At 63.7% G+C, this 13,957-nt stretch carries 16 protein-coding genes; 1 reads left to right on the top strand and 15 read right to left on the bottom strand.

The window, feature by feature from the left end:
- Positions 1-103: 103 nt before the first annotated feature.
- Positions 104-274, top strand: coding sequence for a universal stress protein (locus tag EV672_RS18290; protein ID WP_279536380.1), 171 nt, complete (start codon positions 104-106; stop codon positions 272-274).
- A gap of 73 nt (positions 275-347) precedes the next feature.
- Here the strand turns inward: EV672_RS18290 and EV672_RS18285 are convergent, their stop codons facing one another.
- The 15 genes from EV672_RS18285 to EV672_RS18215 form a co-directional block, all read right to left on the bottom strand.
- The gene (locus EV672_RS18285; protein WP_243738766.1) at positions 348-629 is read right to left on the bottom strand and encodes a hypothetical protein; all 282 of its coding nucleotides are present in this window, start codon (positions 627-629) and stop codon (positions 348-350) included.
- Positions 630-642: 13 nt separating this feature from the next.
- Complete coding sequence (serA, locus tag EV672_RS18280; RefSeq protein WP_243738765.1) at positions 643-1,905, bottom strand: phosphoglycerate dehydrogenase; 1,263 nt, start codon at positions 1,903-1,905, stop codon at positions 643-645.
- A gap of 60 nt (positions 1,906-1,965) precedes the next feature.
- Positions 1,966-2,967 carry a lipoyl synthase gene (gene lipA / locus EV672_RS18275; RefSeq protein ID WP_133611384.1) on the bottom strand — a complete coding sequence of 334 codons (1,002 nt, stop codon included), beginning with the start codon at positions 2,965-2,967 and terminating at the stop codon, positions 1,966-1,968.
- 61 nt (positions 2,968-3,028) lie between these two features.
- Positions 3,029-4,363, bottom strand: coding sequence for an NAD(P)/FAD-dependent oxidoreductase (locus tag EV672_RS18270; RefSeq protein WP_243738764.1), 1,335 nt, complete (start codon positions 4,361-4,363; stop codon positions 3,029-3,031).
- 110 nt (positions 4,364-4,473) lie between these two features.
- Complete coding sequence (locus EV672_RS18265; protein WP_133611381.1) at positions 4,474-5,127, bottom strand: NifU family protein; 654 nt, start codon at positions 5,125-5,127, stop codon at positions 4,474-4,476.
- Positions 5,120-6,367: an MRP-like and DUF971 domain-containing protein gene (locus EV672_RS18260; RefSeq protein ID WP_133611380.1), complete on the bottom strand. Its 1,248-nt coding sequence runs from the start codon at positions 6,365-6,367 to the stop codon at positions 5,120-5,122. Before EV672_RS18260 ends, EV672_RS18265 begins: the two co-directional genes overlap by 8 nt.
- Before the next feature lie 87 nt (positions 6,368-6,454).
- Positions 6,455-7,015 carry a NifU family protein gene (locus tag EV672_RS18255; protein ID WP_133611379.1) on the bottom strand — a complete coding sequence of 187 codons (561 nt, stop codon included), beginning with the start codon at positions 7,013-7,015 and terminating at the stop codon, positions 6,455-6,457.
- A 56-nt stretch (positions 7,016-7,071) separates the two neighbouring features.
- Positions 7,072-7,392, bottom strand: coding sequence for a Grx4 family monothiol glutaredoxin (gene grxD / locus EV672_RS18250; RefSeq protein WP_133611378.1), 321 nt, complete (start codon positions 7,390-7,392; stop codon positions 7,072-7,074).
- A 13-nt stretch (positions 7,393-7,405) separates the two neighbouring features.
- A complete protein-coding gene (locus tag EV672_RS18245) occupies positions 7,406-7,654 on the bottom strand; it encodes a BolA family protein (RefSeq protein ID WP_133611377.1) in 249 nt (82 codons plus the stop codon).
- 35 nt (positions 7,655-7,689) lie between these two features.
- Positions 7,690-8,139, bottom strand: coding sequence for a Fe-S cluster assembly sulfur transfer protein SufU (gene sufU / locus EV672_RS18240; protein ID WP_133611376.1), 450 nt, complete (start codon positions 8,137-8,139; stop codon positions 7,690-7,692).
- Entirely contained in the window at positions 8,139-9,395 is a 1,257-nt protein-coding gene (locus EV672_RS18235) for a cysteine desulfurase (RefSeq protein ID WP_133611375.1), read from the bottom strand. Before EV672_RS18235 ends, sufU begins: the two co-directional genes overlap by 1 nt.
- Positions 9,392-10,717, bottom strand: coding sequence for a Fe-S cluster assembly protein SufD (gene sufD, locus EV672_RS18230; protein WP_133611374.1), 1,326 nt, complete (start codon positions 10,715-10,717; stop codon positions 9,392-9,394). The genes EV672_RS18235 and sufD overlap by 4 nt, the downstream gene beginning before the upstream one ends.
- Positions 10,714-11,514, bottom strand: a complete 801-nt coding sequence (sufC, locus tag EV672_RS18225) for a Fe-S cluster assembly ATPase SufC (protein ID WP_133611373.1) — start codon at positions 11,512-11,514, stop codon at positions 10,714-10,716. Before sufC ends, sufD begins: the two co-directional genes overlap by 4 nt.
- A complete protein-coding gene (sufB, locus tag EV672_RS18220; RefSeq protein ID WP_133611372.1) occupies positions 11,511-12,947 on the bottom strand; it encodes a Fe-S cluster assembly protein SufB in 1,437 nt (478 codons plus the stop codon). The genes sufC and sufB overlap by 4 nt, the downstream gene beginning before the upstream one ends.
- 54 nt (positions 12,948-13,001) lie before the next feature.
- A complete protein-coding gene (locus EV672_RS18215; RefSeq protein WP_133611371.1) occupies positions 13,002-13,352 on the bottom strand; it encodes a HesB/IscA family protein in 351 nt (116 codons plus the stop codon).
- Between the last annotated feature and the right edge of the window lie 605 nt (positions 13,353-13,957).

Raw genomic sequence — 13,957 nt, 5'->3', positions numbered from 1 at the left:
GAAAGTCAATGAAATCAACGATCTACCAACACCACCTCCGCGCCAGTGCTAGCTTTTCGTACCGTCACTTATTGCACTGAAAACGAGGAGACCCCTTGAACTGGTGGAGAGCCACGACTGCGACGCCGTGATCATGAGCGCCCACGGCAGCGGCAACGATGACGGCGATGTCGGGCGGGGTCTGGGTTCGGTGGCGCATCACCTGGTGCAGCACTGCCCGGTGGCCGTGACCATCGTGCGGCCGGCGCATCTTGGGGCACCCGAGGAGTCCTGAATTTTTTGCCGTCTGTTGGCCCCGCTGGGAAGCCTGGCCACCCTGGCTCCAACGAAGGCGCGTCCGAACGAATCTATCTCTCAGGGGAGAGGTTGGGTTCGTGAACTGTCGGGTGGGCATCGAAGGCACTGCCAAGCACCTTGTTGATCTGCTCCACGTCGAGGCTGGCGAACACAGTGTTGTGCCGGTCGGTCAGAGGCCCACCGCCCGGAACGACCGCCCCCACCTCGTCATGGCCGATGGCCTTGAACTTCCACGCACCCCGGATCCATTTCAGGTTGCCGACGTGGTCACCCCTCACGTTCCGCACCTGACAGGCGCCTTCGTGGACCGCGCCGACAGACCATGAGTTCATGCTTCGGGCCCTTTCAGAACAAGACCCGACTGCGCAAGGTTCCGGGAACATCGGCCAGCCTGGCCCGCGCCAGGGCCGCGTGTTCGGCATCGATGTCGATCACCACGTATCCCACATCTGCGTGGGTCTGCAGATACTGCGCGGCGATGTTGATGTGGAGGTCAGAGAAGACCTGGTTGATCTCCGCAAGCACACCCGGCACGTTGCGATGAACGTGCAGAAGACGGTATTTGCCGGGGTGGGCGGGCAGGGCGACTTCGGGGAAGTTGACCGACGAGGTCGAGGTCCCGTTGTCGCTGTACTTGACCAGCTTGGCTGCGACTTCGATACCGATGTTCTCCTGGGCCTCCACGGTGGACCCACCGATGTGCGGTGTCAGGATCACGTTGTCGAGGCCCCGCAGGGGCGACTCGAAGAGCTCCTCGTTGCTGCTCGGCTCCTCGGGGTACACATCGATGGCGGCGCCAGCCAGGCGCTTGCCTCGCAGGGCGTCGGCCAGAGCCTCGATGTCGACGACTGTCCCGCGTGATGCGTTGATCAGCACGCCGCCGTGCTTCATCGCGGCGATTTGAGCCGAACCCATCATCCATCGGGTGGCCGCGGTCTCGGGCACATGCAGGCTCACGACGTCGGCTAGAGCCAGCAGGTCTTCGAGACGTGCGACCTGGCTGGCATTGCCCAGGGGGAGCTTGTTCACGACGTCGAAGAAGATCACTTTCATGCCCAGGCCCTCGGCCAGCACCGAGAGCTGCGTGCCGATGGCGCCGTAACCCACGATGCCCAGGGTCTTGCCGCGTACCTCGAAGGCGCCATTTGCCGACTTGAGCCATCCGCCGCGATGCGCCGCGGCGCTCTTCTCGGGGATGCCGCGCATCAGCAGGATGGCTTCGGCCAGCACCAGCTCGGCCACCGATCGGGTGTTGGAGAAGGGCGCGTTGAAGACCGCGATGCCCAGATCCCGCGCCGCCTCCAGATCCACCTGGTTGGTGCCGATGCAGAAGCATCCCACTGCGGCCAGCCGGTTGGCATGCGCCAGCACGTGCCGGGGCAGCTGGGTGCGCGAACGAATACCCAGAAAGTGAACGCCACGGAGCTTGCTCTCAAGCGCTTCGCCGGACAGAGCGCCCGCGATGCTTTCTATCTGCGTGTACCCCGCCGCCTGGATCACGGCGACGGCCGATGGATGAATGCCTTCGAGCAGCAGGAACTTGATCTTGTCCTTGCTGGTCGAGGTCTCGGTTTCGGTCATAAGCACGTCACGGGTGGGTTGTTGCATGGTGACTGGATGGGATGAAAGCAGAAGCAGGGAATACTGGAGTCGGGGCTGGACAGTGCGTCAGCGTGGAAGGAGACCCACCGCTCGCGCCTGTTCGTCGGCGTGGTACGAGCTGCGGACCAGGGGACCGGAAGCCGCGTGCCTGAAGCCCATGCGGTTGGCCGCATCGGCATACATCATGAAGACATCGGGATGCACGTAGCGCCGCACGGGCATGTGGCCGCCGGTGGGCTGCAGATACTGGCCTATGGTCAGCATGTCGACGCCATGGGCGCGCAGCGCCTGCAGCACGTCCAGCACTTCCTCGTCGGTTTCGCCCAGGCCGACCATCAGACCGGATTTGGTGGGGATGCCGGGCTGCCGCGCCTTGAAGCTCTGCAGCAGGTTGAGGGTGTTCTGGAAGTCTGCGCCTGGGCGCGCTTCCTTGTACAGGCGCGGCACGGTTTCGATGTTGTGGTTCAGCACGTCGGGCGGCGCAGCGCACAGGATGTCCAGCGCCAGCTCGAGCCGGCCGCTGAAGTCGGGCGTCAGGATCTCGATGGTGGTGCTGGGCGCCAGCGCGCGTATGCGCTGGATGCACTGCACAAAATGGCCGGCGCCGCCGTCGCGCAAATCGTCACGATCGACCGAGGTGATGACGACGTAGTTGAGTTTCATCAGCGCGATGGTCTCGGCCAGGCGCTGCGGCTCGTCGGCGTCCAGCGGGTCGGGCCGGCCCGTGCTGACGTTGCAGAAGCGGCAGCGGCGCGTGCATTTGTCTCCCATGATCATGAAGGTCGCCGTGCCCTTGCTCCAGCACTCGCCGATGTTGGGGCAAGAGGCTTCCTCGCACACGGTGATCAGTTGATGGGCGCGCACGATGTCCTTGGTCTCGCGATAGCGGCCCGTCGGACTCGCCGCCTTGACGCGGATCCAGTCGGGCTTGGGCAGGCGGTCGTCGGGATTGGTCGCGTCGCGCTTGGTCTTGAGGGTGCCCCTTTGCTGGTCCGGCCGGGGGCTGATCGTGGACGCGTGCGGCAGCACCGACACGATGTTTCTGAAGCGGATGGTTTCAATATTCATGATGCTGTTGTCCTGGTTGACGCGCAAGCCGCAGTGCTACCCATTCACTCATTTCAATCCTTCAGTCAAAAAATCTGGATTTGGTGCGCATGCCCGTAATGAGCCGGGCACCACGCTCGTAGCTGACGTAGGACCAGAGCCACTGCGTCACGACGATCAGCCGATTGCGCACGCTGATCAGGAAGTAGACGTGAGCGATGCCCCATATCCACCATGCAAACCATCCCTTGAGCCGCAGGCGCCCGAACGCGATGACAGCGGTCTTGCGGCCGACCGTGGCGAGCAGGCCCCGGTCCCGATAGCGAAAGGGTGGCAGCGCGGTCTTGCCGGCGAGGTGCGCCTTGATGGCCTCGGCCACATAGGCCCCCTGCTGCTTGGCGACCGGGGCGATGCCGGGAAGTGGCTTGCCGGCAACATCCTGGACGAGCGCTGTGTCGCCGATGACGAAAACGTCGTCCATGCCGGGTGGCCGCAAATCGGGCCCGACCAACACACGACCAACCCGATCACCTGCCACGGCGAGCCAGTTGACAGCTGGCGAAGCAACGATCCCGGCCGCCCAGATCACCGTGCCAGCGGACACGCTCTCGTCGCCCAGCGTGACCCCGGTCGCACTGCAGTGCGTGACGGCCTTTTGCAGGCGCACATCCACGCCGACTCGCCGAAGCGCCCGTTCGGCATGGCTCGACAGTGGCTCTGGAAAGCCTGGCAGCAGGCGTGGCCCGGCCTCGACCAGCAGCACGTGCGTCTGCTGTGGATCGATGGAGCGGAAGTCGGCCGCGAGCGCCTTGCGCGCCAGCTCCACAACGGCGCCGGCCAGTTCGACCCCGGTCGGTCCGCCGCCCACGATGACGATGGTGAGGAGCCGTTCACGCTCGCGCGCATCGGATTCCATCTCCGCGCACTCGAAGGCGAGCAGCAGACGGCGGCGGATCTCCGTGGCATCGTCGATCGTCTTCAGGCCAGGCGCATGGGCGGCCCAACTGTCATTGCCAAAGTAGCCATGGGTCGCCCCGGTCGCGAGCACCAGGACGTCATAGCCAATGTGGTGGTGCGCCATGATCACGCGTTTTTGCACACAATCGACGCCCGTGACCGCGCCCAGCAGCACGCTCGTGTTGCGCTGGTCCCGCACCAGACTTCGAATGGGCCAGGCGATGTCTGCCGGCGACAGGCCGGCCGTGGCCACCTGGTAGAGCAGCGGCTGAAAGAGGTGGTGGTTTTCCCGGTCTATCAGGGTGATGTCCACCGGCGCCCTGGCGAGCCGCTTCGCGACACTGAGACCGGCGAAGCCGGCGCCAACGATGACCACGCGCGGGCGTTGGCCGTCCGCGCTGCTGCCGGGCATGGGTTGAAGCCGGCCTGGCTTTGGGGAATGCGCCGAATCGGTGGTCATGAACACGTTCCAAGATAGAAGGCACGTATGGCACCGCTGTTTCCGGCTTGCTGCCTGAGAGACGTGAAGACTTCGTGGGGCAGTCGTTTTGACATGCAGCTACTTTCTGATCACCCTGGCATCGAACCAGCGCGCGGGTAGAAGGGCTGCTTCCCCGCCGCGTGCTCCGTCGCATCGACAATGGCCGTGATCTCGGGCGCCACCCGTTTCACCATGACTTCGAAGCCCTCGCGCAGCGTCACCTGCGACGAGGCGCAGCCCTGGCAGCCGCCGCTCATGGTGATGAAGAGCCGGCCACCCTGCACCTCCACCAGCGATATCTTGCCGCCGTGACCGGCAATGGAGCGATTGACCTCCCGGTCCAGCAGTTCCTGAACCGCTGCCCCCAGTTCGGCGTCTGACCTGGCCAGCGTGCCGCTGGGAGCCACCGTCTCCAGGATCGCCGGCATGCCGCTGAGCAGCTGCGCTCGGATGGCCGAGCCTATGGCCGCTTTGAGTCCGGTCCAGGCAGCGTCCGGTGCCTTGCCGATGGTCACCACGTTCCCGGCAATCAGCACGCTGGCGACACTGCCAAGCGCAAACAGCCGCTCGCCCAGCGGCGACCCGGCTGCGCGTTCTCTGCCGGCAAAAAAGAAGGAACCGCCCGGATGCACGCTGCAGCTGACTGTGAATTTGCAGCTGTCGGGATCGACCAGCGATGCCTCGGCGCGTATGCTGATCGGCTGATCCGCCCGAATCCGATCCGGCGCCAGGGCTTCAGACATCTTCGACGCTTTGCAGACCAGCCCGTTCGCCCAGGGCACGCAGGTCGTTGAAGGCATAGATCCCGCTGTTGTGGCCGTCGTTCCAGTCGAACTGGATCGCGTAGTTGCCGATGCTGGTGATCTGGCGCGGGCTCACATCGGCCCGCACCGTCCGGGGGTCGAGCAGCTTGCGCCCGCTCATCTCCTCCACACAAAGGGCGCAGCGACAGGCCAGGCGCAGGTCGCGCACATCGAGGTCGTCGCGATGGCCGTCTTCCCACAGCAGCGACAAGGTGCGCGGATCGCGGCGCAGCAGGCCCACCGGGACGGTGCGCGCGCCCGCAGGCTGCACAGCGCCTTCCATCCAGGCTGGTGCACCCTCGTTGCTGTCCCACTTCCAGACAAAGGGCTTGAGCACCGTGACCGCCGCGTGCACCTGCTCGACCAGTGCGTCGGCGATGGCGGCATACACCCGTGCGCTGAGCGACGCCGGTTGCGCGACCACGATGGGACGTCCTTCATCGCCGCAGGTGACGACCTCGGCGGCCAGGGGCAAGGCTCCCAGGAACGGCACACCGAGTTCCTCGCTCATCAGCTCGCCGCCGCCGTGGCGGAAGATGTCCGTGGTTTCGCCGCAGTGCGGACAGGTGAAGGTGCGCATGTTCTCGACGATGCCGAGAATCGGGACCTGCACCTTCTCGAACATGCGCAAGCCCCGGCGGGCGATCTTCAGGCTCACGGCCTGGGGCGTCGTCACGATCACCATGCCCGACAGAGGCATGCTTTGCGCCAGCGTCAGCTGGGTGTCGCCGGTGCCGGGCGGAAGGTCCAGGATCAGATAATCCAGCTTGCCCCATTGCACGCCATCAACGAACATTTTGAGGTACTTCCCCACCATCGGCCCGCGCAGCACGGCCGGCTGGTCGTCGCCGGTCAGCATGCCCATGGACACGACCTTCAGCCCGTAGCGCTGGGCAGGGATCATCCGGCTGTCGGCCGTCATCTCGGGCGGTTCTCCGGTCGGTATGCCCAGCATGCCAGGGATGCTGGGGCCCAAGATGTCGGCGTCCACCAGCCCGACGCGCGCGCCGCGCTGCGCCAGCGCAAGCGCCAGATTGACGCTTACCGTCGATTTGCCGACGCCACCCTTGCCGCTGCCAACCGCGATGAGGTGACGGATGCCGGGCAGTTTCCCGGAGCCGGTGGCTGGCTGGGGCGGGTCGCCTTGCGGGGGCTGTTGTGCGGGGTCAGTTTTTTGCATTGCGGTGTTACCTGCCTTGTGAGTTCAGGGATGAAGAGTTGTCATGGCAGGGTGTCGCGTGGGCTGCCGGCCTGTCGCGGCGGCAGGCTACACCGACACCACGGCGAGTTCCGGCTCGATCGTGCGCACCAGGTTCTGGATCGCGGCCAGCGTGCCGGAGATCGAGCTCGGGCAGCTGCCGCAGGCACCCTGGTAGTGGATGCTGAGGTAGTTGCCGGCCAAGCCCACCACATGCAAGTCGCCGCCGTCGGCCTGCAGCGACGGCCGGATTCGCTCATCGAGCAGTTCGCTGATCACGTCCAGTCGCCCCTGGTCTTCCACGCTCATGTCGTCTATGGCCACGCGCGCTGCAAACACAGCAGCAGCAGACTGCGCAGCGGCCGCTGGCGCGGCGCGCAGCGGCACAGCAATCAGCCGCACCAGCTCCGGCCAGTCGGCGCCGCCGTCCTGCGTCACGGTCAGCCAACGGTCCACGTAAAACACGTTGCTGACATGGGGAATGGCGAACAGCGCCGAGGCCAGCGCGTCGCCGCTGGCTTGCTCTGCGTTCTCATAGGAATACGAAACACCCCAGGTCAGCGGCTCGTGAAGCGTGAACTTGACTGCGTTCGGATTCGGTGTGTCGTCTATTTCGGCAATCTTCGGCATTCAAGCCTCCTGAAGAAAATGCACCTCGCGGATGTGGCGCGAGGGCAATGGCAAGGTCATGAAGCCCCTGACGGATTGACCAGCGTCTGCAGCTCGCCCGACTCGTACATCTCTCGCACGATGTCGGCGCCGCCCACCAGTTCGCCGTTGACGTAGAGCTGCGGAATGGTGGGCCAGTTGGCATAGGCCTTGATACCGGTCCGGATTTCAGGGTCAGCCAGCACGTCGATGGCAGCAAAGTTGTGCACGCCGCAGGCCTTGAGTATCTGCACCGTGGCGCCTGAAAAGCCGCACTGCGGGAACTGCGGCGTTCCCTTCATGTAGAGCACCACGGCATTGCCATTGACTTGCGCGTGAATTGTTTCGTGGGTGTTCATGTGAGTTCCAAAGTTATTGAGGCATCGATTTCGCCCAGGCCTCGGGCGTGAAGGTTTGCAGCGACAGCGCGTGGATTTCCGAGCGCATGCGATCGCCCAGCGCCTGGTAAACCTGCTGGTGCTGCTGTACCCGGGTTTTCCCGGCGAACTGCGGGCTCACGACCAACGCCTCGAAGTGCTGGCCGTCATCGCCCAGCACCTGGGCGTGGTCGCAGGCCAAGCCGTTCACGATGTAGTTTTTCAGTTCATTTGCCGTCAGCATGTTGGCCTTTCAAGGGCGTAAACCGTCATAAAAATCTACGTTTCTGTGCTGGCCATGGCCTGCGAATTGAAAGCGGCCTGCAGCGTGTGCCACGGCAAAATCGCGCACTTGACGCGCGTGGGCAGATCTCGCACGCCGGCAAAAACCGCGAGCCGCCCGATCTGGTTGGGCTGGTTCAGGTCGAGCTTGCCGGTGGCCATGGCCAGAAATTCCTGGCTCAAGGCCTGGGCCTGCTCACGCGTCTTGCCTTTGACGGCGGCCGTCATCATCGAGGCCGATGCCTTGCAGATCGCGCAGGACTCGCCCTGGAAGGCGATCTGGTCGATGGTCTCGTCCTGCAATCGCAGTGCCACGCTGAGATGGTCGCCGCACAGCGGGTTGTGGCCCTCGGCGTGGTGGCTGGGGTGGGCCAAAGTGCCGTAGTTGCGCGGCTTTTTGTTGTGGTCCAGGATCACCTCCTGGTAGAGGGCTTTGTAGTCGGCCATTACGCAAACACCTGTCGAACGCTGCGGATGCCGGCAATCAGCGCATCCACCTCGGCCATGCTGTTGTAGAACGCAAACGAGGCGCGCGTGGTGGCTGGTACCTTGAAGCGCGTCATCACTGGCTGCGCGCAGTGGTGGCCGGTGCGCACCGCAATGCCGTCCTGGTTCAGCAGCGTGCCAACATCGTGCGGGTGGATGCCGTCCAGTGTGAAAGACAAGACGGCGGCCTTGTGCCGTGCAGTACCGATGAGACGCAAGCCGGGCAGCTCGCCCAGCAGGCCGGTGGCGTACTGCAGCAGCGCGTGCTCATGCCGGGCAATCGCGTCCATGCCGAGGGATGACAGGTAATCGACCGCCGCGCCCAGCCCGATGGCGGCAGCAATTGGCGGTGTGCCGGCCTCGAACTTGTGGGGGATGGTGTTGTAGACCGTCTTCTCGAACGACACCGACAGGATCATGTCGCCGCCGCCTTTGAAGGGCTGCATTTTTTCGAGCAGCGCCGCTTTGCCGTAGAGCACGCCAATGCCGGTCGGCCCGCACAGCTTGTGGCCCGAAAAGGCGTAGAAATCGCAGTCCAGGTCCTGCACGTCCACCGGCAGGTGCGGCACCGCCTGCGCGCCATCGACCAGCACCGGCACTCCGTGGCTGTGCGCCAGCGCAATCATCTGCTTGACCGGATTGATGCTGCCCAGGGCGTTGGAAACATGGCTCACGCCAACCAGCCTGGTGCGCGCGTTGAACAGCGGCTCGAACTGGTCCATGCACAGCTCGCCAGCATCGTTGATCGGCAGCACGCGGATGATCGCACCGGTTTCTTCGGCCAGCATCTGCCACGGGACGATGTTGGAATGGTGCTCCAGCGTGGTCAGGATGATTTCGTCACCGGCCTTGATGAACTTGCGGCCGTAGCCGTGCATCACCAGGTTGATGGCCTCGGTGGTGCCGCTGGTGAAGATCACCTCGCGCTCGTCGGGCGCATTGATGAAACGCTGCAACGTGACACGCGCTGCCTCGTAGGCTGCGGTTGCACGCTCAGACAGGGTGTGCACCGCGCGGTGGATGTTGGCGTGCTCTGTGCTTTGGTAGCGCGCGAGGCGGTCCATGACGGGCTGCGGCATCTGGCTCGACGCGGCATTGTCGAGGTAGACCAGGGGCTTGCCATCGACCATGGTCTGCAGGATGGGAAAGTCGGCGCGCACGCGCTCGACATCCAGATCGGTGGGCGCGGCGATCACAGCATTCAGGCGGGCGTTCATGGCAGGCCGCCGGTTCGCGCCAGCATGCGCTGCTGCAACTGGTGTTTCAAAGAGGCGAGGGGAATGCGATCGAGGATCTCGGCGCCGAAGGCGTAGGTCAGCAGCTGTCGCGCGGCGCTGTCCGACAGGCCGCGACTCTGCAGGTAAAACATTTCTTCAGCATCGAGCTGGCCAATCGTGGCGCCATGGGTGCATTTCACGTCGTCGGCAAAGATCTCCAGCTGCGGTTGGGTGTCGACCTGGGCCCGGCCGCTCAGCAGCAAGTTGCGGCTGGACTGCGCAGAGTCGGTGCGCTGGGCGCCGGGACGCACGATCACCTTGCCGTTGAACACCGCATGCGCGCTGTCGTCGGCAATGCACTTGTGCAGCTGGCGGCTGCTGCCGTGCGGCTGGGCGTGGTCGATGCAGCTGTGGGTGTCGGCCAACTGGCTGCCGGCCACCAGCGCGAGGCCGTGTACGGCGCACTCGGCACCCTCGTCCAGCAAAACCCGCAGGGAGTAGCGAGACAGCTGTGCGCCCATGGCCACGCTGACCGATTGGTAGTTCGCCGAGCGCCCCACGGACACTGCGCAGTTGGCAATGTGAAACGCCTGCGCAGCGTCGCGCTGCACGCGGACATGCGTGAGCTGTGCCTGCGCAGCCAGCACGATTTCCGTCACCGGATTCACCAGATAGGCCATGGCGGCTGAGTCCTGCAGCGCCACGTAGTCTTCAATCAGCGTCGCGCGGCTGCCCGCTTCGGCCAGCACCAGGCAGCGCGGGTGGCTGAGCGCGCCCGCCTGCGTCGCCACGAACAGCAGGTGCACCGGCTGCGCCAGCTCCATGTCGCGCGGCAGCACCACGACCGCAGCGTCCTGCACAAAGGCGGTGTTGAGCGCTGCAAACACGTTGTCGCCCAGCGCCTGCTGGCGACCCAGTTGCGCCACCAGCGCGGCCGTGTGGGTGGCCATGGCGGTCGGCAGGTCGCTCACGACCACCCCGCTATCAGGGGCCAGGCTGGACAACTGCGGCGCATGAACGCCATCCACAAACACAAGCCGGCAAGCGGCGTCATCAAGACAAAACGGCGCGATGTCCTCAAGCTGCAGCCGGCTTGCCTGGAGCACCGGCTGGAACTTCTGCTGGTGCAGCGGGGCCAGGTCGGTGAAGCGCCAGGCCTCGTCGCGCAGCGTAGGCATGGCAAGCGCACCCAGAGCCGCCTGGGCCTGTTCCCGCAGCGTGTTCACGTATGCCCACTGGCTTGGCGCCAGCAGCGGCTGACCGGCCAGCAGCGTGGCCAGGTGGTCCACCGTTGGCGGGCGCAGGGCGGTGGCGCTGCTCATGCATTGACCTCGTTGTGGCTTGCCGCTTCATGGTCGGCGCTGACCCAGTCGTAGCCGCGCGCCTCCAGGTCCAGCGCGAGCTCCTTGCCGCCGGTCTTGACGATGCGGCCGGCTTCCATCACGTGCACATAGTCGGGCACGATGTAGTTCAGCAGCCGCTGGTAATGCGTGACCAGGATGACGGCGTTGTCGGGGTTGCTGAGCTGGTTCACGCCCTGCGAGACGATGCGCAGCGCGTCAATGTCAAGACCGGAATCGGTCTCATCCAGAATCGCCAGCCGCGGCTCCAGCAGCGCCATCTGCAGGATTTCGTTGCGCTTTTTCTCACCGCCTGAAAAGCCTTCGTTGACGCTGCGATCCAGAAAATCGGGGCTCATCTCGAGCAGCTTCATTTTCTCGCGCACATGGTCGTCAAACTCCAGCGGGTCCAGTTCTTCCTGACCTCGCTGCGCCTGCAGTGTGTTGTAGCTCAGGCGCAAAAACTGGCTGTTGGCCACGCCGGGTATTTCAATCGGATACTGAAAACCCAGAAACACGCCCGCCAAAGCGCGCGCTTCGGGTGCCAGCGTCAGCAGGTCTTGACCCTCGAACTGCACGCTGCCGGCAGTGACTTGATAAGCCGTGTGGCCGGCCAGCACTTTGGCAAAGGTGCTCTTGCCCGAGCCATTGGGTCCCATGATGGCGTGGACCTCTCCGCGCCTGACCGTGAAGTCCAGGCCCTTGAGAATGTCGATGCCGTTGACGCTGGCGCACAGGCCGCGCACTTCAAGTAAAACCGGGTTGTTGGGGTGAATCATCCGACTGCTCCTTCGAGTTTGAAGCCGAGAAGCTGAGTCGCTTCGACCGCGAACTCCATCGGCAATTGTTGAAAAACATCCTTGCAGAATCCATTGATGATCATGGACACCGCCGCTTCGGCGCTGATGCCTCGCTGGGCAAAATAGAACAGCTGTTCCTCGCCGATCTTGGAGGTCGATGCCTCGTGCTCGACCTGGGCGCCGGGATTGCGCACCTGGATGTAGGGGAAGGTGTGTGCGCCCGATTTGTCGCCGATCAGCATCGAGTCGCACTGCGAATAGTTGCGCGCGCCAGTGGCCGTGGGCGCCACCTTGACCAGGCCGCGGTAACTGTTGCTTGACTGCCCGGCAGAGATGCCTTTGCTGACGATGGTGCTGCGTGTGTTCTTGCCCAGGTGGATCATCTTGGTGCCGGTGTCTGCCTGCTGGTGGTGGTTGGTCACCGCCACCGAATAGAACTCGCCGACCGAGTTGTCTCCGCTCAAAATAACCGATGGGTACTTCCAGGTGATGGCCGAGCCGGTTTCAACCTGCGTCCAGGAAATGCGCGAGTTCACGCCTTTTGCCAGGCCGCGTTTGGTGACAAAGTTGTAGATGCCTCCCACGCCGTTTTCATCGCCTGCATACCAGTTCTGCACCGTCGAGTATTTGATGTCTGCGTTGTCCAGTGCCACCAGTTCAACCACGGCCGCATGCAGCTGGTTGCTGCTGAAGGCGGGTGCGGTGCAGCCTTCGAGGTAGGACACGGTGGCGCCTTCTTCGGCCACGATCAGCGTGCGTTCGAACTGGCCCGACTCCTCGGTGTTGATGCGAAAGTAGGTGGACAAATCCATCGGGCACTTGACGCCTTTGGGGATGAAGCAGAACGAGCCGTCGGTGAACACCGCTGAGTTGAGCGCGGCGAAGTAGTTGTCGCCTGTCGGCACCACCGTGCCCAGGTACTTTTTCACCAGCTCCGGGTGTTCCAGCACGGCTTCGGACATCGAGCAAAAAATGATGCCCGCTTCGGCCAGCTTGGCCTTGTAGGTGGTGGCCACCGACACGCTGTCAAAGATCACATCGACCGCCACGCCGGCCAGCGCCATGCGCTCGTGCAGCGGCACACCGAGCTTCTCGAAGGTGCGCAGCAACTCGGGATCGACCTCATCCATGCTGCTGAGCTTGGGCTTCTTCTTCGGTGCAGCGTAGTAGCTGATGGCCTGAAAGTCGATCTTTGGGTAGTGCACATTGGGCCAGGCCGGCTCGCTCATTCGCAGCCAGACTTGATAGGCCTTGAGCCGGAATTCGAGCAGCCAGGCGGGCTCGTTTTTCTTGGCCGAAATCATGCGAATGGTGTCTTCGCTGAGGCCCTTGGGGGCGACATCGGATTCAATGTCCGCGACGAACCCATGCTTGTAGGGCTGGTTGACGAGTTGTTGCAGTAGTTCACTCATGGTGTTCCTTCTGGCGGGTTGTCTGGCTTGAGGAAAACGTGGGCGGCACAGCGCCTAAGTTTTGGTGGGACTGGCCGTTTTCTTGACGTTGAAGCTTTCACCGCAGCCGCACTGGCTGTCGACATTCGGGTTGTCGAACTTGAAGCTTTGTTTGAGGCCTTCGGTGACGAAGTCGATGTTCGAACCGTCGAGAACCACCAGGCTCTCGGAATCGACCACCACGAGCGCACCGTGTGACATGAAGCTGTGTTCGCCGGGGCGAATCTCATCGGCGAGTTCGAAGGTGTGGGCCAGCCCCGTACAGCCCACCTTCTTGATGCCGATGCGCAGCGCGATGCCCGAGCCGCGTTTTTCGAGCTGGCGCCGGATCTGCGCTGCGGCACGGTCAGTCAATGTCATCGTCATGGTCGATCCTTGTTTGAAAACCTGCGCACCAACAACCCCGGCGGGGCCCTTGCAGTGCATCGCTGGATCCGTCAGCTTCGATCGCGACCGGCTATGCAACTGTTGTCGCGGGATCCAACTCGTCGGGTCAAGACCGCTTTGCCAGCGTTGATACCCGAGTAATTAAGTCAATTATAGGCGTGTACGGGGTCGCTGCCTGGGTGTGCCAGTAATGGGGCGGATCAGAGCATGGACATTCGGGTCACCCCGGGCTGCCGAAGCCTTCAGGCCGACATGCGTTGCGATGCAACGATCGCCAAGCTCTGGAGCAGCCTTCGGAGAGGCGCGGCAGCGGCTCGCACAGAATGTGCTGAAAGTCGAAATGGGCAAAGTTCCGAGACTGGTGGAGCGCCCCGTAACGATCACCATCGTGCGGCGCCCGTGGATGCGACCGACGCCTCCATCCATACCGCTCCATCAACACCGAGCTGAGCTCAGAGATGTCGATCGCTCACCTGGTACGAGCCTGCGCTGGGGTCTCCTCGTTTTCAGTGCAATAAGTGACGGTACGCAAAGCTAGCACTGGCGCGGGGGTGGTCTGGGTAGACCGTTGATTTCATTGACTT

This window comes from Aquabacterium commune, assembly GCF_004362855.1.
Taxonomy (GTDB): Bacteria; Pseudomonadota; Gammaproteobacteria; order Burkholderiales; family Burkholderiaceae_C; genus Aquabacterium; species Aquabacterium commune.
This window is presented reverse-complemented; position numbering and strand designations above follow the sequence as displayed.

Coding starts and splice junctions, on each gene's coding strand:
- sufB (WP_133611372.1), bottom strand. CDS start 12,947: ATGAGTGAACTACTGCAACAACTCGTCAACCAGCCCTACAAGCATGGG.
- sufD (WP_133611374.1), bottom strand. CDS start 10,717: ATGAGCAGCGCCACCGCCCTGCGCCCGCCAACGGTGGACCACCTGGCC.
- EV672_RS18270 (WP_243738764.1), bottom strand. CDS start 4,363: ATGACCACCGATTCGGCGCATTCCCCAAAGCCAGGCCGGCTTCAACCC.
- EV672_RS18255 (WP_133611379.1), bottom strand. CDS start 7,015: ATGCCGAAGATTGCCGAAATAGACGACACACCGAATCCGAACGCAGTC.
- lipA (WP_133611384.1), bottom strand. CDS start 2,967: ATGAATATTGAAACCATCCGCTTCAGAAACATCGTGTCGGTGCTGCCG.
- EV672_RS18265 (WP_133611381.1), bottom strand. CDS start 5,127: ATGTCTGAAGCCCTGGCGCCGGATCGGATTCGGGCGGATCAGCCGATC.
- grxD (WP_133611378.1), bottom strand. CDS start 7,392: ATGAACACCCACGAAACAATTCACGCGCAAGTCAATGGCAATGCCGTG.
- EV672_RS18215 (WP_133611371.1), bottom strand. CDS start 13,352: ATGACGATGACATTGACTGACCGTGCCGCAGCGCAGATCCGGCGCCAG.
- EV672_RS18235 (WP_133611375.1), bottom strand. CDS start 9,395: ATGAACGCCCGCCTGAATGCTGTGATCGCCGCGCCCACCGATCTGGAT.
- sufU (WP_133611376.1), bottom strand. CDS start 8,139: ATGGCCGACTACAAAGCCCTCTACCAGGAGGTGATCCTGGACCACAAC.
- serA (WP_243738765.1), bottom strand. CDS start 1,905: ATGCAACAACCCACCCGTGACGTGCTTATGACCGAAACCGAGACCTCG.
- EV672_RS18285 (WP_243738766.1), bottom strand. CDS start 629: ATGAACTCATGGTCTGTCGGCGCGGTCCACGAAGGCGCCTGTCAGGTG.
- EV672_RS18245 (WP_133611377.1), bottom strand. CDS start 7,654: ATGCTGACGGCAAATGAACTGAAAAACTACATCGTGAACGGCTTGGCC.
- EV672_RS18260 (WP_133611380.1), bottom strand. CDS start 6,367: ATGCAAAAAACTGACCCCGCACAACAGCCCCCGCAAGGCGACCCGCCC.
- sufC (WP_133611373.1), bottom strand. CDS start 11,514: ATGATTCACCCCAACAACCCGGTTTTACTTGAAGTGCGCGGCCTGTGC.